Source organism: Paenibacillus sp. FSL H7-0918 (genome assembly GCF_038007025.1).
In the GTDB taxonomy this organism is placed as follows: Bacteria; Bacillota; Bacilli; order Paenibacillales; family Paenibacillaceae; genus Paenibacillus_AQ; species Paenibacillus_AQ odorifer.
Genome location: NZ_JBBOWJ010000003.1, coordinates 765021 through 785270, shown reverse-complemented (window position 1 = coordinate 785270; position 20250 = coordinate 765021). Strand labels below are relative to the sequence as shown.

22 protein-coding genes are annotated in these 20250 nt (G+C 42.3%); 15 read left to right on the top strand and 7 right to left on the bottom strand.

The window, feature by feature from the left end; genetic code table 11:
* Positions 1–62 precede the first annotated feature (62 nt).
* The 4 genes from MHI15_RS23340 to MHI15_RS23325 form a co-directional block, all read right to left on the bottom strand.
* Positions 63–485, bottom strand: coding sequence for an SDR family NAD(P)-dependent oxidoreductase (locus MHI15_RS23340; protein WP_076130926.1), 423 nt, complete (start codon positions 483–485; stop codon positions 63–65).
* Between the two features lie 74 nt (positions 486–559).
* The gene (locus tag MHI15_RS23335) at positions 560–1054 is read right to left on the bottom strand and encodes a hypothetical protein (protein ID WP_076130924.1); all 495 of its coding nucleotides are present in this window, start codon (positions 1052–1054) and stop codon (positions 560–562) included.
* A 158-nt stretch (positions 1055–1212) separates the two neighbouring features.
* Entirely contained in the window at positions 1213–1644 is a 432-nt protein-coding gene (locus MHI15_RS23330) for a hypothetical protein (RefSeq protein WP_341164935.1), read from the bottom strand.
* Positions 1589–1996, bottom strand: coding sequence for a hypothetical protein (locus tag MHI15_RS23325; protein WP_341164934.1), 408 nt, complete (start codon positions 1994–1996; stop codon positions 1589–1591). Before MHI15_RS23325 ends, MHI15_RS23330 begins: the two co-directional genes overlap by 56 nt.
* Positions 1997–2077: 81 nt before the next feature.
* Between MHI15_RS23325 and MHI15_RS23320 the strand changes: the two genes are divergently transcribed.
* The 6 genes from MHI15_RS23320 to MHI15_RS23295 all read left to right on the top strand — a co-directional run bounded on the left by MHI15_RS23320 (position 2078) and on the right by MHI15_RS23295 (position 8100).
* A complete protein-coding gene (locus MHI15_RS23320; protein WP_036678319.1) occupies positions 2078–2410 on the top strand; it encodes a PadR family transcriptional regulator in 333 nt (110 codons plus the stop codon).
* Positions 2407–3732 (top strand): FtsW/RodA/SpoVE family cell cycle protein, encoded by a 1326-nt coding sequence (locus MHI15_RS23315; RefSeq protein ID WP_076129289.1) that lies wholly within the window; start codon positions 2407–2409, stop codon positions 3730–3732. Before MHI15_RS23320 ends, MHI15_RS23315 begins: the two co-directional genes overlap by 4 nt.
* A 59-nt stretch (positions 3733–3791) precedes the next feature.
* Positions 3792–4703, top strand: coding sequence for a hypothetical protein (locus MHI15_RS23310; RefSeq protein WP_052097010.1), 912 nt, complete (start codon positions 3792–3794; stop codon positions 4701–4703).
* Positions 4704–4717: 14 nt separating this feature from the next.
* Positions 4718–5482: a M15 family metallopeptidase gene (locus MHI15_RS23305; RefSeq protein ID WP_340012537.1), complete on the top strand. Its 765-nt coding sequence runs from the start codon at positions 4718–4720 to the stop codon at positions 5480–5482.
* A 130-nt stretch (positions 5483–5612) separates the two neighbouring features.
* A complete protein-coding gene (locus MHI15_RS23300; RefSeq protein ID WP_340012538.1) occupies positions 5613–6353 on the top strand; it encodes a copper amine oxidase N-terminal domain-containing protein in 741 nt (246 codons plus the stop codon).
* A gap of 247 nt (positions 6354–6600) precedes the next feature.
* Positions 6601–8100, top strand: coding sequence for an MDR family MFS transporter (locus tag MHI15_RS23295; RefSeq protein WP_076194336.1), 1500 nt, complete (start codon positions 6601–6603; stop codon positions 8098–8100).
* 71 nt (positions 8101–8171) lie between these two features.
* Here MHI15_RS23295 and MHI15_RS23290 read toward each other — a convergent pair whose 3' ends face one another.
* On the bottom strand, positions 8172–9065 hold the full coding sequence (locus tag MHI15_RS23290) for a DMT family transporter (RefSeq protein WP_076129293.1): 894 nt from the start codon (positions 9063–9065) through the stop codon (positions 8172–8174).
* Positions 9066–9193: 128 nt separating this feature from the next.
* Here MHI15_RS23290 and MHI15_RS23285 point away from each other — a divergent pair, with 128 nt between their 5' ends.
* The 7 genes from MHI15_RS23285 (at position 9194) to MHI15_RS23255 (ending at position 16324) form a co-directional block, all read left to right on the top strand.
* On the top strand, positions 9194–10069 hold the full coding sequence (locus MHI15_RS23285; RefSeq protein WP_076278999.1) for a LysR family transcriptional regulator: 876 nt from the start codon (positions 9194–9196) through the stop codon (positions 10067–10069).
* Between the two features lie 359 nt (positions 10070–10428).
* Positions 10429–11178 carry a sulfite exporter TauE/SafE family protein gene (locus MHI15_RS23280; RefSeq protein ID WP_341144252.1) on the top strand — a complete coding sequence of 250 codons (750 nt, stop codon included), beginning with the start codon at positions 10429–10431 and terminating at the stop codon, positions 11176–11178.
* A gap of 189 nt (positions 11179–11367) precedes the next feature.
* Positions 11368–12411: a LacI family DNA-binding transcriptional regulator gene (locus tag MHI15_RS23275; protein ID WP_076194330.1), complete on the top strand. Its 1044-nt coding sequence runs from the start codon at positions 11368–11370 to the stop codon at positions 12409–12411.
* Between the two features lie 10 nt (positions 12412–12421).
* Complete coding sequence (locus tag MHI15_RS23270; protein WP_076185992.1) at positions 12422–13582, top strand: Gfo/Idh/MocA family protein; 1161 nt, start codon at positions 12422–12424, stop codon at positions 13580–13582.
* Positions 13583–13607: 25 nt separating this feature from the next.
* Complete coding sequence (locus tag MHI15_RS23265) at positions 13608–14330, top strand: ThuA domain-containing protein (RefSeq protein WP_076129298.1); 723 nt, start codon at positions 13608–13610, stop codon at positions 14328–14330.
* A 20-nt stretch (positions 14331–14350) separates the two neighbouring features.
* Positions 14351–15454 carry a Gfo/Idh/MocA family protein gene (locus MHI15_RS23260; protein ID WP_341144253.1) on the top strand — a complete coding sequence of 368 codons (1104 nt, stop codon included), beginning with the start codon at positions 14351–14353 and terminating at the stop codon, positions 15452–15454.
* A 75-nt stretch (positions 15455–15529) separates the two neighbouring features.
* Positions 15530–16324, top strand: a complete 795-nt coding sequence (locus MHI15_RS23255) for a hypothetical protein (RefSeq protein ID WP_341144254.1) — start codon at positions 15530–15532, stop codon at positions 16322–16324.
* An 89-nt stretch (positions 16325–16413) separates the two neighbouring features.
* On the opposite strand, the gene MHI15_RS23250 is transcribed toward MHI15_RS23255, so the two are convergent.
* Positions 16414–17235, bottom strand: coding sequence for a DUF2785 domain-containing protein (locus MHI15_RS23250; RefSeq protein ID WP_076280729.1), 822 nt, complete (start codon positions 17233–17235; stop codon positions 16414–16416).
* Between the two features lie 28 nt (positions 17236–17263).
* Complete coding sequence (locus tag MHI15_RS23245; RefSeq protein ID WP_341144255.1) at positions 17264–18148, bottom strand: helix-turn-helix domain-containing protein; 885 nt, start codon at positions 18146–18148, stop codon at positions 17264–17266.
* Between the two features lie 124 nt (positions 18149–18272).
* On the opposite strand from MHI15_RS23245, the gene MHI15_RS23240 reads away from it, so the two are divergent.
* The gene (locus MHI15_RS23240) at positions 18273–19160 is read left to right on the top strand and encodes a sugar phosphate isomerase/epimerase family protein (RefSeq protein ID WP_076129303.1); all 888 of its coding nucleotides are present in this window, start codon (positions 18273–18275) and stop codon (positions 19158–19160) included.
* 18 nt (positions 19161–19178) lie between these two features.
* Positions 19179–20210, top strand: a complete 1032-nt coding sequence (locus tag MHI15_RS23235) for a Gfo/Idh/MocA family protein (RefSeq protein WP_076280728.1) — start codon at positions 19179–19181, stop codon at positions 20208–20210.
* Positions 20211–20250: the final 40 nt, after the last annotated feature.

Sequence of the window (20250 nt, the reverse complement as noted above, 5' to 3'; positions counted from 1 at the left end):
ATAAGAAAGAGGACCACTCCTCGGTAGAATACCGAAAAGCGACCTCCACTTAATACTTTTTTTCAAGAAAAATGCTGGGATATATTAGTCAGATATTCTTCTTCGGCCGTATTTTCTTTCATTTGAATGAGCATTTTTGCATCTTCACCAACAACATATCGGAATTGACTTGTCCCATCTGTGGCGGCTTGATATATTGTTTCCGCAACAAGTTCTGGAGGCGAAGCATACGCAGGTTGTTTTTCCATCTCACCCAATTTACCCAAAAATGCAGTAGTAAAAGGTTTATATTCCGTTAATGCTTCATTAAAAAAGAACTCCATCGATCTACCACCAAAGTCTGTCTGAATGGCACCAGGTTCAATTAACTTTACTTTGATGTTTTGTGATGCTAATTCATAAGATACGGATTCAGAAAAACCTTCTACGGCAAATTTCGTTGAATGAGGATTACAAGTATGAGGATTATAATAATTAAGAGACATTCCGAGAAAATGACGATCTCTCCCTGGCAGAATACCGGGGAGCGATCGTCATTTAATTCTCACTTTATTAATTTTCATTGTGTCCATTCCATCATATATACTCGTTGTAACTCCACGTTAAGGATCACGATACAGTAGCTACCATCATCTTTTTTCTTATAATAATACAATCCTCTTTCTTCGAGTTCTATAGGGTTAGACCAAAATAATTTTTCGTATTTTTCTTTTTCATTTGGATAAATGGCAATCACAGAGTCTTTGAAACTTGATATTCTCTCTTTTAAGGGATCAATTGATTCAACGTTGAGGGGATGCCAAAATGCTGCGTCTTTGATTTCTTTGAATTGCTTTTCGTCATAATCTAATACGTAATAGCTTTCGCCATCCCCATGGAAACTGGGTGGACTTTCAAATATCACCTTTGACTCTGTAGGTTTAGAGATCGATATGCCCCAATTTATCTTCCACGTCTCATAATAGTTCATCGAATTGTTACGGAGCATATATCCAACGAAAACAAATATGAATAGAACGGTAAAACTCAAGATTGTTATTGTTGTTTTTCTCATCGTTGATCTCCTCAACATCCTGCTTGTATTACCATTATTATACATGAATGAGGAGGGAGTAAGGGATTCTTAATAGAAACTTTACATGCATAGATTTACGATGTATAGTTGTCCTAGGTATAAAAGGATAACTAATATTCATGATATACAGATATTAGTCATGGGAAAAAAAGTAAATCAACGGTATAAATCCCGTAGAATGAGCTGAATCCGGTCCGAGGAAGCAAATCAACGGTATAAATCCCGTAGAATGAGTCGAATCCGGACCGCAGAAGCAAATCAACGGTATAAATCCCGTAGAATAAGCCGTATCCGGACCGCAGAAGCAAATCAACGGTATAAATCCCGTAGAATGAACCGAATCCGGCTCGACGAAGCAAATCAACGGTATAAATCCCGTAGAATGAGCCGAATCCGGTCCGAGGAAGCAAATCAACGGTATAAATCCCGTAGAATGAACCGAATCCGGCTCGACGAAGCAAATCAACGGTATAAATCCCGTAGAATGAGCGGAATCCGGTCCGAGTAAGCAAATCAACGGTATAAATCCCGTAGAATGAGCCGAATTCCGGTCCGAGGTAGCAAATCAACGGTATAAATCCCGTAGAATGAGCCGAATCCGGCTCGACGAAGTAAATCAACGGTATAAATCCCGTAGAATAAGCCGTATCCGGACCGACGAAGTAAATCAACGGTATAAATCCCGTAGAATGAGCGGAATCCGGTCCGAGGAAACAAATCAACGGTATATATCCCGTAGAATGAGGCGATTCCGGTCCGAGGAAGTAAATCAACGGTATAAATCCCGTAGAATGAGCCGTATCCGGACCGCAGAAGCAAATCAACGGTATATATCCCGTAGAATGAGCCGAATCCGGTCCGAGGAAGCAAATCAACGGTATAAATCCCGTAGAATGAGCCGTATCCGGACCGCAGAAGCAAATCAACGGTATAAATCCCGTAGAATGAGCCGAATCCGGTCCCAAGCCAATTGTAAAGTTAGAATTTAGGAGGTGTTAGCTGTTGAAAGTAAGTAAAGAGATGCTGAAGGGCAGTACGGGTACGTTAATTCTGACTCTTTTACTGGAGAAGCCATTATATGGTTATGAGTTAATCAAAGAGCTGGAGCTGAGATCACAGGGTGTTTTTTCATTAAAAGAAGGAACCTTGTATCCAATTCTGCATGCGATGGAAAGTGAGCGCTGGGTAGAGGCTTACTGGATGGAGGTAGAGGGAAGGAAGCGTAAATACTATAGAATTCTGGATGAAGGTAAAGAGAAACTCAAGGAGAAAAAAGCAGAATGGGTTATGTTTAAAGGTGCAGTTGACTCCGTTCTGGGAGAGGGTGGTGTATGATGAAAGAGAGGCAGCAGCAATTTTTGGATGAAGTGTGTGCAGAGATTAAAGCGAAAAAAACTCACCCAGAGATACGTCAAGAATTAGCTAGTCATCTAGAAGATTTAATTTGTGAAAAAGAATCAGACGGTGTATCACGGGAAGAAGCCATAGCTTGGGCGATCGCACAAATGGGGAACCCGCAAACGTTAGGAAAGGAACTTCATCTAATACATAAACCACATGTACCTTGGGAATTGTTTGGCGTTGTAGCTTTATTATCCGCGATCAGTCTGATCGGAATGAGTTCTGTGGATGTAGGCTACAGTGATATTGTTAAAGGTGCTTTTTTGGATAATGCGTTTAGACGCCAAGCGATAAATATACTCATTGGAATTGTATTGATGTTTGGATTGTATTTCATTGATTTCAGAAAGCTGAGAAGTTTCTCGTGGGTATTATACGGAACATCAATAGCAGGAATTCTGTCGAGTATATTCTGGGGGATAACAATAAATGGAGTAAATTATGGTCCTAGGATTTTTTTGATCTTACCTGATATGACATCCTATCGTCCTTATGTTTTGATAGTCGCGTTAGCAGGGATTTTAGTGAATCGTAAGGAATCGGCTAAAAAGAAAACTTGGCGGAGTGGGTTGTTCGACATAAGCCTTCTGTTAGCACCTGCATGGCTTCTTATCTCTCTAAACTCTCTTCCAGAGCTTGTGGTGTATCTAATCTCTTCACTAGTATTATATGTATGGATTACTCGCGATTGGATAAAGAGTGTAGTATTATTAGGGTTCTTTGTAATAGTTGGACTAATGTTCATCTTCAATAGCGACTACCTGATGGCCAGAATTATTAGTGCAATAAATCCATCTTTAGATCCAGAAGGTTATGGCTATATCTATCAAGTAATGCGTGAAGTTATTAGTTCAGCGGGTTGGTGGGGGCACGGATTCGGAGCAGTAGAACAAAAGCTGCCGTATGTTTACTCAGATATGTTGCCTGTCTATCTTATTCACTGTTTTGGTTGGGCGGGGGCGCTGCTTTTGCTTGCAGTTATCTCCTGGTTCTTTATCAAGCTTCTATCTACGATACGAGCGATTCGTGATCCCTATGGACAAGCTTTAGTGTTGGGTTTGGCATTTTTGCTAGCCATAAGACTAACCTATGGTCTTGCTGTTTTGAGCGGCGGAATGATGCTGACTTCTATCCCGTTCCCTTTCCTGAGCTATGGGAGTCATGTATGGTTTGAATATGCGGCTATTGGACTTTTGATGGGAATTTATCGTAGGAAGGATATTGGAGCCGTCCAGGATAATACTGTACTGAGTTAGATTCAGGATCCTCTCGTATGTCTAATTATTAAGTATGAATACTTAAGGGAGGTCTTTTAATGGGATGGAAAAAAACAGGCTTGTTAAGTGTTGCCTTTGCCCTAGGCTCTATGGGAGGGTTTGGGAGTATACATACAACTGATACTGTAGCTGCCGCAACTGTGAAAGAATCTGCAAAAGTCTATAACCAATTCCAACAATATGTACAGAAACCGGCATCTCTTGCTAACGCACGGAATTATTTGATTAACCATATCAAAGAAGTGGATACCTGGACAGCAACTCAGATGACACTCCAGCTCGAAAATGCACAGAAGGCATATTTACCTGTGTACTCTGAGAAGGTTTTTCCGGAGAATGTTCAGAAAGAGATAAATAATGCTTTTTCCAAAAGCAAAAATCTAACCTACAGCACACTCCTTAATGCGATCAAAGATGCTAATGTACGCAATATGTTAATTGAAGGACGGGATAAGGGGTATAAGCTGGAGACTAGTGAGGGCATGTACTATCCAGTGATGCATTATGAGGGGTTCAAAAGCTTTAAGCCGTATGTCACGAAGGACATCGCTGCTTATATAGACATCATGGCCACTGAATCGAATCAACCAAGTGTTTTTGATGCAGCTATTGTGATTAGTTGGACAGAGTTAACGAACAGGGCGCTTGCACTGGAGGATTTTGTGACGAAATACCCAGCTTCCAATCGGTCAACCGTTCTTCAAAAAGAGCTGCTCAATGCAACTTCACGCTTATTATATGGATCAAGCAACACACCAGCTTATGACTATGATGAGCAAGTAATCAAACCTGAAGTAAAGAAGGCGTATGAGAATGCATTAAAAGGAAACAAAGGCGACACCAGAATCCTAATGATTTTAGAAAAACTACTGCAGTTACTTGATTCCACGAATAATAAACTCACACCTGAAGTGGAGAAATTTCTAAATCAAACGGTTAATTCGAAATGAAGAGGCGGGATCTATTGAGAAGCGGATTTAGAGGAACAAAAATCATAGTTTTCGCATTTGTGCTGTTGTTATGGACAAACACTATTTTTATGGGCAGTGCAGATGCAGCTTACGTTGGATCATCTACAGACAATGTACTGCAGCAAATGCAGCTGGAGAAGAAAAACCGCCTGCCGCAAGGATTTGTCTATTTGGATGAAGTGATACCTACTGCCCAATTTGAAATTCGCTATTACGGAGACAATAATTTTGTAGGGAAGCGGATTGATGGTTATAAAGCGCCTTTAGCGATCTTTTCACAGACTGCAGCTACAGCCTTGAAGGCAGTAAGTGAGGATTTAGCCAAAAAAGGATATATCCTAAAAATCTATGATGCTTATCGTCCGCAGACCGCGGTGAATCATTTTGTAAGATGGTCACAGAATTCCGCGGATACTAAGATGAAGCAGCAATATTACCCGCTACTGGATAAACGTAATTTATTCAAACTCGGATTTATAGCGAAAAAATCAGGACATTCTCGAGGCAGTACCATCGATTTAACGATCGTCAATAAAGAGACCGGTCTAGATGTAGATATGGGCAGCCCGTTTGATTTTTTCGGAGAGATCTCTTTTTATGATACATCGTTGATCACCAAGACTCAGAAAGCAAATCGCGCAATTCTCAAAGAGGTTATGGTGAAGCAAGGCTTTAAACCTTATAGTAAGGAATGGTGGCATTTTACGCTGATAAAAGAACCTTTTCCTAAGCAGTATTTTGACTTCAAGGTGGAATAATCATTTCTAAAGAAGCGGCTCAACATAATGTTGAACGGCTTCTTTTTTTTCTTGGCTTTATTATCCTTAGGATTAGCACATGCTGGAAACGCACATAATACTTGTAATAACTAAAGGGAGGTTTCGAGCGATGATCAAAATGGCAGCGGTAGTTGTGTTAGGTGTTCTGTTTTTAACTAATGGATTTGGTGGATTTGCCGCTCCAACAGTATGGGCAGACTCCGGCCAGGTTAGCGTAATTTTGAATGGTAAACTACTGGAAACTAATCCCCATTCAGCCTACAATAAGGGTTCCACGGTCATGATTCCGCTCAGAGAGGCTTCCAATGCACTGAAATATACAACAACATATCAAAAAAGTTCAGAAACTATAACACTAACAAAGATAAATGAAATAATTAAATGGAAGCTTAACGAACATTTAGTTAGCATCAATAATGCACAAGAGTTGGTTTTTAAAGATGATTTCGAATTCAGACAGGATCATATCTATGTTCCAATCTCCTTTTTTAAGACAATTGGTTTATTAACCTCATATGATGGGGAGTCCAATCAAGTTGAAGTGTATACCCCTGAAGTGACAGCGAGTGTTATAGCGGGGTTACTGGTCGGCGGTAAATATAATGAATTATCGGAGCGATATCATTATGATGTGGTCGTAAATAAGCCAAGCTCAAATGGATTACTGGAAGACTGGAAGCAAATTACGATAAAAGCCGGGAATTATCATGGGATTAAATCTACAAAAAGTAGCTATAACGAGGATCAATTTTCTATCCGCTGTGTATTGGATTTTGCAGAGACAGAGATTCCACTTGAAATTATTTTGAACACATCGGGCAAAATTATAGAATTAAGAGAGACACTCTAATCGGAAAATGATTCCATGATGACTATGCACATTTCCCAAGCGAGAAGATTTTAGGGGATTATGCATAGTCTTTTTGCTGTTCTAATATACTTTCCCAGATAATTTCTGAAGGGTATCGTAAACCCGATGTGTTTTTAATGTAAAAAATGGTTTTATTTGTTGACTTCCAGATTCATCGAATGTAAATTAAAATTTGAAATAATAAATAAAGCATTTAATTAAATTAGAGAAATGAGTGGAGTACTGGATGACAAAAACATTGACCGGAATGAGTTCTGCAGAAGAGCAACCCTTTTCGTTAAAAGCAATCATCCCCCCGCTTCTTGCTATTATTGTCGGTATGATTATGGTTATTCTGGATGGTACTGTTGTGAATGTGGCCGTTCCCAAGCTGGTTGATTATTTTGCTTCCGATCTCAAAACGATTCAGTGGGCGATTACGGGTTATACTTTAGCTTTAGCGGCAGTAATCCCACTCGCGGGCTGGATGACCGATCGTTTTGGATCGAAACAAGTTTTTCTGGCAACTCTTACGATGTTTATTCTTGGCTCTATGTTATGTTCGGTTGCACAAAGCTCATCTCAGCTCATTATTTTTCGAGTCATTCAAGGTCTTGGCGGGGGGATGGTTGCTCCCATTGGGATGGCGATGGTTTTTAAATTAGCTCCAGTAGAACGTCGAGGTTCTATTATGGGGATGCTTGGTATTCCAATGCTCTTAGCACCGGCACTCGGTCCAGTCTTATCCGGTTGGCTGGTGGAGTACGTAAGCTGGCACTGGATCTTTCTGATTAATGTACCTATTGGAATTGTTGGCATTATTCTTGGTGTTAAATATTTGCCGAAGTCTGAACAAAAGAGCAAAGGCAAACTCGATATCCTAGGCATTATCCTTGCCCCAATTGCCTTCTCTATGTTGGCTTATGGGGTGAATGAAGGCGGTGGAACAAGCTGGTCGTCTACTCCCGCTATTGTTGGCTTATCTGTTGGAGGGGTTGCATTGATCCTTCTTGTCATTGTGGAGCTGCTTCACAAAAATCCGCTTTTACAACTGCGAGTTTTCCGTTCGTCGGATTTCACTCGGGGTATTATTTTAACTTGGGTTATGCAAGCTGCTTTGTTTGGGTCCATGTTATTTGTGCCCCTTTACCTGCAGCAGATTCGAAGCTATACCCCGCTGGAGACCGGTTTGATTCTACTTCCGCAGGCTTTAGCTTCAGCAATCGGAATGCCGATTGGCGGCAGGTTGTTTGATAAGATCGGGGCTCGTCCGCTGGCGTTTGTTGGACTTAGTATCATTACGGTCACCTTGTTCCTGTTATCCGGAATTAGTGTTACAACAAATTTATCGTTAATTATGACATACCTGGGTTTCTTAGGCTTTGGGATGGGTCTAACGATGATGCCTTTGAATACTCATGTCTTGAATGCTGCTCCACGTGAATGGGTGGGAAGTGTAACTTCACTTACTGCTGCTGCTCAACAAGTCGTTGTTTCATTTGCTATAGCTGGAATGACAGGTTACCTGACTAGTCAGATCGCTGTTCATATGGGAGCACTGAAAGCGGGAAGTAATCCTTTGACAGCCGCAGTTAGTGGTTTTGATGATGTGTTCTTCCTGTCTGGCTGCATAGGAGTGGTAGGTGTATTGATGAGTATTATTTTGCGCAAGCCTAAGCTTTCTGCTGGCGATCCTACCTCTGGAGAGGGACAGAAGGCAGATGCGGCGATGATGATGGGGCATTAATGGAATCCATAAACTTAGATAATATAGAAAAGGCGTCGTTCAGCTTGTATAGTTGAACGACGCCTTTATTGTTATAAATGCTCTGGTTTCTTCTGAGCCCACGATGCGGGGAGACTTGCTTTACCAAGCAGCTCAGAAGCCACGATTCCCAACAGAACAAGCGCTGCGCCAGCATAGCCTTGCATCGATAACTTCTCAGCAGCGAACCAATAACCAAACATCGCAGCGAAGACCGGCTCAAGGGAGAAGATTAGTCCGGTGCGGGTTGGTGAAGTATATTTTTGAGCAATAGGTTGCAGGATGAAGCCACAGGCACTGCATAGGATACCAAGCGCTAGAATTGCTGCCCAACCTGGCAAAGTAGAGGGGAGCGAAGGTGTCTCGAAGATTGCGGACAACACTAAGGCCAACCCTCCGGCAAATCCTAACTGCAAGATTCCAATATTCAGGGAATCACATTCTTTTACCGCCTTGCCTGTAAATAAGATCTGTACCGCATAGAACACTGCCGAAAGAATACACAGAAAGTCACCCGGTTGAATAGTTAAGGTTGCATTTAAGGTAAGAAGTCCAATCCCGGCTATGGCGAGGATGGAGCCGAACACTTGCGGAGGTGCAACTCTTTTTTTGAAAATAACTCGATCCAAGATCGGTACAAAAATAACCGTCAATGCAACTAAAAATCCTGCATTTGAGGTGGTGGTTGTTTGAAGTCCGAAGGTTATACATGTGAATACGCCTAGCAGGAGGAATCCGAGGAGAGCACCATATTTTAATGTTCTCATGTCTACTCGTCTTAATCGTTTGTGGAATATCATAGCGGCTAATATAAAAGCAAGTCCGAAGCGGAGTGCAATCAGATTGAATTCGCCTAACGTACCTAACCCCATTTTCATAAATATGTAGGAGGAGCCCCAAAATAATGTTACAACTAACAGCAGCAGCTCAGCTTTGAGCGGTTTCATCTCTTCATCCATCCTTCTTCATTTTCAACTCAATATAGTATAATACGGCTCTATACATAAGGTAACTGAATGTTTATCATAGGATACATGAGTAAAACTTATGTAATTTATAAGGGTGGGAACAGAGGTTGAGCATTAATAAATATGAGATTTTTCTGAAAGTTGTAGAGCTAGGCAGCTTAACAAAAGCAGCAGAAATGTTGGGTTTTACGCAATCCGGAATTAGTCACACCATTAGCAGCTTGGAGATGGAGTTTGGGTTCGCGTTATTAATTAGAAATAGATCCGGTGTGAAATTAACGGTAAACGGGGAACAAGTTCTGCAGCCTATCCGTGAAATCTTGAAATGGAACGAGAAATTGAAGCAGGAGGTAGCGGACATCCACGGGCTAGAGATTGGCACGATCACCATCGGTACGTTCACCAGTGTGTCTGTGCATTGGCTGCCAGGGATGATTAAGCAATTTCGCAGTGAATACCCATATATAGAAATCAAGCTGATGGAAGGCGGTTATTTGGAGGTTGAGCAGTGGATAGAGGCTGGAGTGATCGACTGCGGTTTTATTTCACTGCCTACACGTGAGAAGTTTGACGTAATTCCTTTAAAAAAAGACCGGATGTTAGGGATTGTATCTAAAGAGAATCCACTTAGTGCAGAACCCTTTCTTTCCTTATCGCAAATTGCTAAGGAGGATTTCATTATCCCGAAAGCAGGCTCGGATTATGATGTTAGACGTGTGCTGGATAAGGCGGGTATTAAACCTCATGTTAAATTCTCAGCAGGTGATGACTATGCCATTATGTCGATGGTGGAGAAAGGCCTTGGCATTAGTATTTTGCCAGAGCTTGTCTTGACCCGGCAAAATTATAATGTGGCCATGCTAGAATTGGAGGAACGTAGTTTCAGATCGTTAGGAATTGCTGTCCACTCTATGAAATATGCTTCTCCCGTCACCAAAAAATTCCTAAAGCATGTGCAGGTGTGGCTGAAAGATAACACCTAAATAAATACGTCAAAAAATAAGAAACTGATACCTCATCAAAGTTAAGGGAGATCAGTTTTTTTGTTTAGTACTTCAGCTAGTTTTTCAGAAAACAGGAACTACACACAGGCCGCTGTAATTGATTTTAAAGGATTTTCATTAAATATATGTATATCTCCATTATCTTATAGTTTTTACGGCATTATAGAGGATTTGAGAGACGTTAAATTGCATGTTTATCCTCTATTAATATCTGTTTTACAATAATTAATATGTTATAATTAGAAGAGTGGAAATAAGGAATGTATTCAGATGTTCTGGAAATGTGAGGACTTTATGCACAATTACGGATGGATAAGATTAGGAGGAGGATTAAGCGATTGAGCGTTACAATAATTACACTTGTCGTAGTAGCAGTATTTATAGGTGCCTTAATGAGAACCGTGTTTGGTTTTGGTGAAGCGATTGTGAGCATGCCACTGCTTGCACTGCTCCCGATTCCTCTACATACCTCAGTTTCTTTGATTGGATTGGCAGGCCTCACGGTTGCCTCACTTACAGTTGTGAGTGGGTGGCGGCATATAGAACGATCTATTTTGATTCGATTAGCACTCTCAACAGTGATAGGAATTCCTGTAGGACTTGTCATGCTTTATTTAGCACCGGCAAGTGTAATTATGACTGGACTTGGTATATTTTTGATTGTTTATGGAGTTTATTCGGTGATTAAGAAGAGAATATTTAAGACGATCGATCATCCCTTGCTTAAGGCAAAAGGCTGGGTGTATCCTTTCGGATTCGCTTCGGGTGTACTTGGCGGTGCTTATAACTTTAATGGTGTCCCTGTCGTGCTCTATGGTACTTTACGACAATGGAATCCGGATCGTTTTCGGGGTACGTTGCAAGCTCATTTTCTTATTTCTGGTGTACTCGTTGTAACGGGTCATGCTATCGGGGGATTGTGGACGGTGGATGCTCTTGTTCTTTATGGATATTCTATTCCAGCAATTCTCTTAGCTACGGTCCTTGGGGTATATGTGAATAAACGTATTCCTGCTAAAAAATTTGAGAGTTACTTATTTCTGATTATCATTTTACTTGGTGTCCTAATGCTAGTGCCTCGCGGATAGTTGAAAAGAAAAAGAAAGACGTTCTTCCCCCTTACTGTATATGAACGTCTTTTAAATTTATCCAATCTTAGGGTTGACGAAGAGCCTTGTTCATGAGAAAATGTACGCGCGTACATTAAATGAATGCGTTTTCGAATAGCGAATTGAACGAGGCTAAATGTCACTGTTCATAACCTATGAGAAGGAGGAATTTATATCGCCAGCCGTAAAGAGGTTGCCGAGCTTGCAGGTGTCTCAGAAGCCACAGTATCTCGCGTGTTAAACAATGTTGGTCCGATTAAGGAAGAAACGAAGGAACGTGTGTTGGCAGCTGCACTGAAGCTAGGCTATACCCCTAGTTCACTTGCTCAGAGCTTTGCTCGTAGACGGAGCGGGAACCTGGGTGTAGTGATGCCTTATTTGCCGAAAGCCCGCTTGTTCTCCACTTATTATTTTTCGGAAATATTAAGTGGAATAGGGAGCAAGGCGCGAGAAGAGGGTTATGATCTGTTAATGCTGTTTCGGAATGCCGAAGCGCCAATGGATTATAACGAGTTGTTTAAGATGCGGAAGATCGATGCTTGCATTGTGCTTGGCGCTAAAGAAGAGCCAGGTGAGCTAGCCTCACTCCGCCGTTTGAAGGAAGAAGACCATCCTTTTTGTCTGATTAATCAGCATTTTGCTGGGGAAGCTTTTCACGAGGTGGATGCCGATCATGTCGAAGGAAGCTGGCAAGCGGCTAAACACTTACTGGAACAAGGGTTTAAGAGGATTGCTTTTCTAAATGGGCCAGAATCTTATTCCAACAGCCGAGATCGTTTAACGGGGTATACCCGCGCTTTGGCAGAGGTGAATCTTTCTGTAGACTCTTCACTTTTGTTCGAAGGTAACTTCAGCCGGAAAAGCGGAATTATAGCTGCCAAAGAAATGTTGCCTTTGCTGAATGAGATTGATGCGATTATGGCCGCCAATGATCGGATGGCCATAGGTTTGCAGCAAGGACTACAGGAGTTAGGAATACCAAGGGATCGCCTGCCAGCTATTGTGGGTTATGATGATTCGGAAGCTGCGGAGCTTACCACACCTGCATTAAGCAGTGTGCGGGTTCCCTTTTACGAACTAGGTGAACTTGCCGCAGCCCAAATCATTGAATTGCTGGGAAACAATCTGGCAGAAGTACCCGCACCAGCCGTACAGATCAAATTACCGACAGAACTAGTTATACGAGCTTCATCTAAATCTATCAACACTTAGGAGGAATAAGATGAAACAGCTTCGCATTGGAATGATCGGTTATAAATTTATGGGTAAAGCCCACAGTAATGCTTATCGCAGTTTGCCTATGTTTTTCCCGAAAGCGCTTAAACCGGAAATGTCTGTAATCTGTGGACGTAATAGTGAAGCGCTTGGAGAAGCTGCATCGCAGTTAGGCTGGGCGGATTGTGTTACGGACTGGAAGGATCTGATCGCTCGAGAGGATATTGATCTTATAGATATTAATGCTCCCAGCAACGCGCATAAGGAGATAGCTTTGGCAGCAGCCAAAGCAGGTAAACATATTTTTTGTGAAAAACCACTTGCGCTGACCTTGGCGGATTCCCGTGAAATGCTGCAAGCTGCTGAAGACGCGGGAGTTACACATATGGTTGGTTTTAATTATCGCTTTTCTCCGGCAGTTCGACTGGCTAAGAAGCTCATAGAGAGTGGGCGGCTGGGAAAGATTTATCATTTTCGGGCTTGGTTTCTACAAGATTGGATAATAGATCCGGATTTCCCTTTAGTATGGAGACTGCAGAAGGATATCGCCGGTTCGGGTTCGCATGGAGATCTGGGGGCGCATCTCATAGATTTGGCTCATTTCTTAGTAGGTGATATGAAGGAAGTAATCGGCATGAGCGAGACCTTCATAAAAGAGCGTCCGCTCGCCGCTGAAATGACTGGTTTAAGCGCTAAAGGAGATAAGGATGCACCCAAGGGTAAGGTTACCGTTGACGATGCCACCTTGTTTTTAGCCCGTTTTGATAATGGTGCTCTGGGCAGCTTTGAAGCTACAAGATTCGCAGCGGGTCATCGCTCTACCAATTCTTTTGAGATCAATGGAAGTCTTGGCAGTGTGAAATTCGACTTTGAACGTATGAATGAATTGGAAGTTTATTTGACCTCGGATGCCGAGGATGTGCAAGGTTTTCGCCGTGTGCTGGCGACCGATCCTGCTCATGAGTATGCAGAGGCTTGGTGGCCGCCTGGTCATACGATTGGTTTTGAACATACGTTTATTCACGAAATGCTGGAGCTTTCTAACGCAATTGAAGAAGGTCGTCAGCCAGAACCAAATTTCAATGATGGAGTGAAATGCCAAGCGGTGTTAGAGGCAGTAGAACGCTCTATTGATGAACGCCGGTGGGTCGATTTATCTGAGATGTAATCTAACCTTAGAAGGAGTGCTGAAGATGAGAAAAGCATTGATTGTATGGGGCGGTTGGGAGGGTCATGAGCCTGAGCAGGTCGCTGATATATTCGCTAAAATGTTGCAAGAGGAACAGTTTGAAGTTGAAGTATCGAATACACTGGAGGCTTTTGCTGATGCAGATAAGCTTCTTGGACTAGATTTGATCGTGCCGGTATGGACAATGGGCACAATCGAGCAGGATTTTGTGAATCATGTCTCCGCAGCTGTACAGCATGGAACAGGTCTTGCCGGTTGCCATGGCGGGATGTGTGATTCTTTTCGTAATAATGTAGATTGGCAGTTTATGACGGGTGGACAATGGGTAGCTCATCCTGGGAATGACGGCGTTAACTATACCGTAGAGATTTGTCAAAGCTCAAGTCCTCTGGTAGAAGGATTAGAAGATTTCAGCGTTTGCTCAGAGCAATATTATCTGCATGTAGATCCAGCTGTTGAAGTGCTTGCTACGACTCGTTTTCCAGTAGTTGAAGGACCTCATTCGTATAATAAGGCTGTTGATATGCCAGTAGCTTGGACAAAACGTTGGGGCTTGGGCAGAGTTTATTATAATTCACTGGGGCATCATGCGGACATTGTAGATCAGCCGCAAGTGCGTGAAATGATGCGTAGAGGGTTAATATGGGCAGCTGAAGGTAAAGCGCAAGCATTATCCAATGTTTCGGGGGTTAATAATAGTTATAGTGGAATGGCAGACAGTCAATAAATTCTGGGAGCGATCAGCGAATGGATAAAGTCAAAGTTGGTATTATTGGATGCGGTAAAATCAGTAGTATCTATATGGAGAACTGTCAAAAGTTCGAGATCCTTGATCTAGTTGCATGTGCGGATTTAGATTTGGTGAGAGCACAAGAACAAGCGGATAAATACAATATTCCAAACGTCTATACCACAGAACAATTACTGAATGATCCAGAGATAGAAATCGTAATCAACTTAACGATCCCAGCTGTTCATGCGGAAGTATGCCTGAAAGCTATTGAAGCGGGTAAACATGTATACGTTGAGAAACCTCTAGCTGTGACGAGAGAAGAAGGCCGCAAAGTTCTGTCAGCTGCGCGGGAAAAGGGAGTACTTGTGGGCAGTGCACCGGAGACATTCTTCGGAGCGGGAATTCAAACGGTTTTGAAGCTGATAGATGAAGGAGTAATTGGCGAACCTGTTGCAGCTACTTCGTTTATGCTGGGCCGTGGACATGAGCATTGGCATCCAGATCCGGAATTTTATTATGCCGCTGGTGGAGGTCCAATGTTCGATATGGGTCCTTACTATTTGACGGCTTTGGTGCAGCTGCTGGGTCCTATTCATACGGTTAGCGGAATGACTGGGAAAGCGCTGGAAGAACGTACGATTACAAGCGAGAAGAAATTTGGGAATAAAATTCCTGTTCAAATTCCAACTCACGTAGCCGGAACCTTACGATTTGAAAATGGTGCCATTGCAACGTTGATTACAAGCTTTGATATCTTTGGCGGGAGCAACCTGCCACATATAGAAATCTACGGAACGCTAGGAACGATTCAAGTTCCAGACCCGAATAACTTTGGGGGTCCCGTGAAACTCAGGCTTATGGGTGAGAATGAGTGGACGGAACAGCCGTTGTTGTCAGGGTATGATCAGAATACCCGCGGGATTGGACCAGCAGATATGGCTTACGCCATTCGTACGGGTAGAGGGCATCGTGCCAGTGGAGAACTGGCTTATCACGTATTAGAAGCAATGTGGGCTTTCCATGATTCTTCTGATGCTCATTCATTCTACGAAATGGAAAGCACCTGCACTCGTCCTGCGGCACTTCCAATCGGTCTTACTCCTTACACTTTGGATTAGAGAATTCTTCCTGAAACTGCAACCTATCACTTCCGGTCTTCGTTTGAGAAGATGAAGAGTGGAGGTGTTAATAGGATGCGTAAGATAATTATTGGTTGGATATGGATTCCCGTTGTTATTTTGTTAATCAGTGGCTGTTCAGAGGCTCAACAAGCGCATAAGGAGCCAGTTCCAACTCCTGTAATTAGTTCAGAACCACAAATTTTAGCTTCTACGAACCCCGCAATGGATGATCCAGGCGCGGTTAAGACTTTCTTATCAGCTCAGAAGATTCCTAACGGAGATATTTATCTGCAAGATAACAAGGTTCATATTAATATTGTAGGTTTGAACTCGGAGATTGAGCAAAGCCTTGCTCAGACTTTCACTGCAGGTACTTATGAGCTTCATGATGTGAAATATACGATGCAAGAGTTATTAGCTGCTCAAGAATTGTTGCATGAACAAGATCTATACCAGAAGCTGAATCTCTACGGCTCTGGTGTAGATACGATTGGTAATAAAGTAACTATTACCATTCCGTCTGATGATGCGGAAGCAGCTAAGCTTGAAATTGAAAAGTGGATCGATCCGAAGATGTTGACCTATGATATTTCAGAAATAGGTGATCCGCATGTAGTAGGTACAATCGTTGATATCGATACTAAACAGGCGAAGCGGATTCTAATCCTTGAACCTGGTAACGAAGATCCATCTTACTGGTTCACATTCAATGCGAAATCTGAAATGTTTAATGAAGCAGGAGAGACCATCAGCTTTAAGGATTTACAGGTTGGACAGCAGGTTAAGTTATGGAATACAGGGATGGTGCTGGAATCTTTTCCCGCGCTTGCGAGTGTGCGGAGGATGGAGCTAGCAATTACTGAATAATCTAATAGACCCGTCAACAGGTAGCAAGTGCTCCACGTATTTGAACTGTAGATGGAAAGTGAGGGTGCTCTAACCCTCACTTTTTTTAATTAGGAATAGTATACTTTTTCTACTTTATATAATGTATGCTCGATTGTTGGACAGAGATTGGCATGTACTTTGTAATATTTAACTCGAAAATATAAACTTTTCAAAAAGTTCTTTATATTATTTTTTTGTTTAAAGGCAGGAAGAAATTCTGGATTTTTCTCCACATCACCAAAACTTTGAATCCATTGCTCTACATAAGTCTGACTAAGCATTTTTCTATCTAAAACACTCATTATGGACCTTACCATTCGCTCATCTTCCCCATCGGAGTATATTCGGTCTGTTATGGTCATCTTTTCGTAAACCAAATCGAGGATAGTGAAGAGGTCATTTTCATCCAGTTCGGAGCATTGAGCCAATTCATCTAAAGTATCTGCTGCATGGGCTATAGCATGAGCCCAGCCTTTTTCTTCGTCATACCCCCGGTAATCCCGCTCATTTTGCACACTGCAAAATACCTTCTCTTTTATCTGATGAATTTGCTCTCTTGAGAGAAATGGTGATTCTTTATGCCTCATGAAGAGGAGTGGGATGACTAGCATAGAGAAGGATCTAGTAAAGACAGAGTCTGTATTGGTTTCACCAAGCTTAAAATGCAAATGGTTTTTATCCAAGATAACGGGTATAAGTTGTTCCAGTTCGTTTGTAGTTAGAGAATTACCTGGGATCCAATGTGATAAGGTTGTATAAATTAGCTCATCCCGTAGTTGGGCATCTAAAGAACCAATGTTATTTATCATTTCTTGTACCAACTGGAAGGTATCGGGAGGTGCTTGGTAATCATTTTCTTTTATGCATATCAACGTTTCTTTTAAATTCATTTTATAATCTCCTATTTTCCAGTGTGAATTATTTTCTAATACCGGATGGTGTAGTTCCTTTATATTGCTTAAACAGCTTGGTAAAATAATTAGGATTGTCGCAGCCCACTCGTCCAGCAATCTCCGTTACAGTAAAATCTGTCTCCAGCAACAGTCGTTCTGCTTCATTTACGCGGCAAAGATTAACATAATCGATGAAGGTTCGGCCGGTGAGCTTCTTAAAGGTTTTGCAGAAATGGTATGGATTTAGATTAACGGATCTCGCGGCGCTTTCAATGGTCATTTTCTCATCAAAATGGTTCTCCATGTACTCCAGCAGTGGCTTAAAACGCTCACGATTGAAGGATTGACGTTCATTTGTTCTGCCAGACACTTGTTCAGGCAAAAAGGTACGGGAGAGCAATACAAAAAGCAGATGAAGTTGATTTTTGATGATCAGCTGAAATGCAGGACCTTTCTGATGCACTTCATCCACGATAGTGTTCAGAAGAGAGTAATAAGTAGAACAGGTTGAAACTAGTGCTGCTGGTTTAACTGGTAGCTGATATCGATTCTCCAAATAGGGAGCTACGAATTGTTCATGTTGAGGATCTTGCTTCCAATCTTTAAATAAAGAACTATGAAATACGACGGATATAAATCGGACATGATCATCCCGCAGACTATATCCAACATGCAAACCTCCAGAAGGAACAAACAAAACCTCTCCGGGATGCAGTTCGTAGGGCTTGCTGTCGATGTGGAAAATGGCGCTGCCTGCTTGCATGATAATGATTTCGAAATGCTCATGCCAGTGTAGAAAAAGGATGTTCTGGCCGATTTTCGCATGTCTGCATTCATTAAAAAACAATCGAAACGGATAGGTGTTTCCTTCTAATTGAGGGTATTCTTTAAGATCATTAGGATAGCTCAATATTTATTCAACTCCCACAATATACGACTATATAAACACAATATAATAAGAGTTTTAAGCTCAAATGCAGTATATACTCGGGTTATAGAACTTACTATAAACCAATATTGGAGTGGTACACAAGATGAAGGATACAATGCGTATAGGTACATTAGTTGGTGGCGGAGATGCTGTTAGAGTGATTCCGCAAATCGTAGGTCATGGCTTCGAATCTTTTAGCTTAACCTTCTGGCAGACTACAGGTGAAACAGATCTTGTGGAAACTGGTAAGCGTGTGCAAGAACTTGCGGCAAAACATGATTTTGTGATTTCATCGGTTGGCATCTTTGGCAATCCTTTGACGAATACGGGTGACAATTCCGATGCATTAGCGAGCTGGGAACGGCTTATTGATCATGCTCATGTATTTGGTACTGATATGGTATCAGGATTCACGGGACGACTACCAGGAGTGTCCATTGATGAATCGATTCCGAAGTTTGCCGAGGTATTTGGTGAGCTGACAAAAAGAGCAGCAGATCGCGGAGTAAGAATTGCTTTTGAGAACTGTTCCATGGATGGCAATTGGACTTCAGGGGACTGGAATATCGCTCATCATCCAATAGCCTGGGAAAAGATGTTTAACGCTGTCCCTGCCGACAATATGGGACTCGAATGGGAGCCTTGCCATCAGATGGTGCAGTTGATTGACCCGATTCCACAGCTGCGCAAATGGACAGATAAGATTTTCCATGTACACGGCAAGGATGCCACCATCGCTTGGGATATTGTAAAAGAATATGGAATCCACGGCCCGAAACCTTATGTATGGCACCGTACTCCGGGTTTTGGTGATACGAACTGGACAGATGTGATCTCCATTTTGCGTCAGGCTGGTTATAAAGGCACCATTGATATTGAAGGTTGGCATGATCCTGTCTATCGGGATGAACTGGAAATGATGGGTCAAGTACATGCCTTGAATCATTTAAAACAATGCCGCGGGGGCAGCTTTGTGCCTAATCCGCTTTAATAAGTCAGGGGGAGAAATATGACAGCACAGTATCGGGTAGTAGTTGCAGGTTGCGGAGGAATGGCTAATGCATGGATTGAATACGCTTTATTGCGTCCAGATACTAAGATCGTTGCTCTAGTAGATATAAGGTTGGAGTCAGCTGAGGCGATGGCCGCGAAGCATGGGATTTCATGTCTGACGTTTACGGATATTAAGCAGGCGATACAGGAGACCGCAGCAAATCTCGTCTTTGACGTTACTGTTCCCGGAAGTCATTTCAATATTTCTAGCACTGCATTGGAACTTGGATGTAATGTGTTTAGTGAGAAACCTTTAGCTGAGACTATGGAGGAATGTAATAAGATTGTTGAGATCTCGGAACGGACTGGAAACGCTCATGCGGTGATGCAGAACCGCCGTTATGATCCTCGTATTCGTTCTTTAAGAAAAATCATAGAATCAGGAACGATTGGTAGAACAGGATTTATCGGTGCAAGCTTTTTCCTTGGGGCTCATTTCGGGGGATTCCGTGATGTTATGAAAAGTCCGTTGCTGCTGGATATGGCGATTCATACCTTCGACCAGGCCCGGTTTATTAGTGGCGCGAACCCTGTGTCCGTATACTGTCAGGAGTTTAATCCTCCCGGTTCATGGTATGAGGGGAATGCTTCGGCAGTGTGCATTTTCGAGATGTCCGACGGTTCAATATTTACCTATCAGGGATCTTGGTGTGCAGAAGGTGCATCCACGTCATGGGAAGCTTCTTGGCGGGTTAACGGGGAGAAAGGAACCGCAATCTGGGATGGTCATGAGCTGCCATATGCTGAGGTAGTTACTGCAGGAGATCAGAGTGATAAGTTCATTCGTGACGTAAAGCGTGTAAATGGTGAAAACGTTGAGATGAGTAAAACATTCCATCAAGGGTGTTTGGATGAGATGTTCTTGTCATTAGCAGAGCAACGTCCTGCAGAGACGAATTGTAGAGATAATCGGTATAGTATGGCAATGGTGTTCGGAGCGCTGGAAAGTGCTGAATCTGGCCGGAAAATCGATCTAGTGGAGTTTTGAGATTGACTTCTGTTACTACAATCGCCAGCAAGGAGATCAA

Bases quoted from the DNA above. Each gene is read 5' to 3' on its own strand.
- MHI15_RS23270 (WP_076185992.1), top strand. From the start codon at position 12,422: ATGAAACAGCTTCGCATTGGAATGATCGGTTATAAATTTATGGGTAAA.
- MHI15_RS23265 (WP_076129298.1), top strand. From the start codon at position 13,608: ATGAGAAAAGCATTGATTGTATGGGGCGGTTGGGAGGGTCATGAGCCT.
- MHI15_RS23255 (WP_341144254.1), top strand. From the start codon at position 15,530: ATGCGTAAGATAATTATTGGTTGGATATGGATTCCCGTTGTTATTTTG.
- MHI15_RS23240 (WP_076129303.1), top strand. From the start codon at position 18,273: ATGAAGGATACAATGCGTATAGGTACATTAGTTGGTGGCGGAGATGCT.
- MHI15_RS23260 (WP_341144253.1), top strand. From the start codon at position 14,351: ATGGATAAAGTCAAAGTTGGTATTATTGGATGCGGTAAAATCAGTAGT.
- MHI15_RS23335 (WP_076130924.1), bottom strand. From the start codon at position 1,054: ATGAGAAAAACAACAATAACAATCTTGAGTTTTACCGTTCTATTCATA.
- MHI15_RS23290 (WP_076129293.1), bottom strand. From the start codon at position 9,065: ATGAAACCGCTCAAAGCTGAGCTGCTGCTGTTAGTTGTAACATTATTT.
- MHI15_RS23310 (WP_052097010.1), top strand. From the start codon at position 3,792: ATGGGATGGAAAAAAACAGGCTTGTTAAGTGTTGCCTTTGCCCTAGGC.
- MHI15_RS23235 (WP_076280728.1), top strand. From the start codon at position 19,179: ATGACAGCACAGTATCGGGTAGTAGTTGCAGGTTGCGGAGGAATGGCT.
- MHI15_RS23340 (WP_076130926.1), bottom strand. From the start codon at position 485: ATGTCTCTTAATTATTATAATCCTCATACTTGTAATCCTCATTCAACG.
- MHI15_RS23315 (WP_076129289.1), top strand. From the start codon at position 2,407: ATGATGAAAGAGAGGCAGCAGCAATTTTTGGATGAAGTGTGTGCAGAG.
- MHI15_RS23300 (WP_340012538.1), top strand. From the start codon at position 5,613: ATGATCAAAATGGCAGCGGTAGTTGTGTTAGGTGTTCTGTTTTTAACT.
- MHI15_RS23250 (WP_076280729.1), bottom strand. From the start codon at position 17,235: ATGAATTTAAAAGAAACGTTGATATGCATAAAAGAAAATGATTACCAA.
- MHI15_RS23295 (WP_076194336.1), top strand. From the start codon at position 6,601: ATGACAAAAACATTGACCGGAATGAGTTCTGCAGAAGAGCAACCCTTT.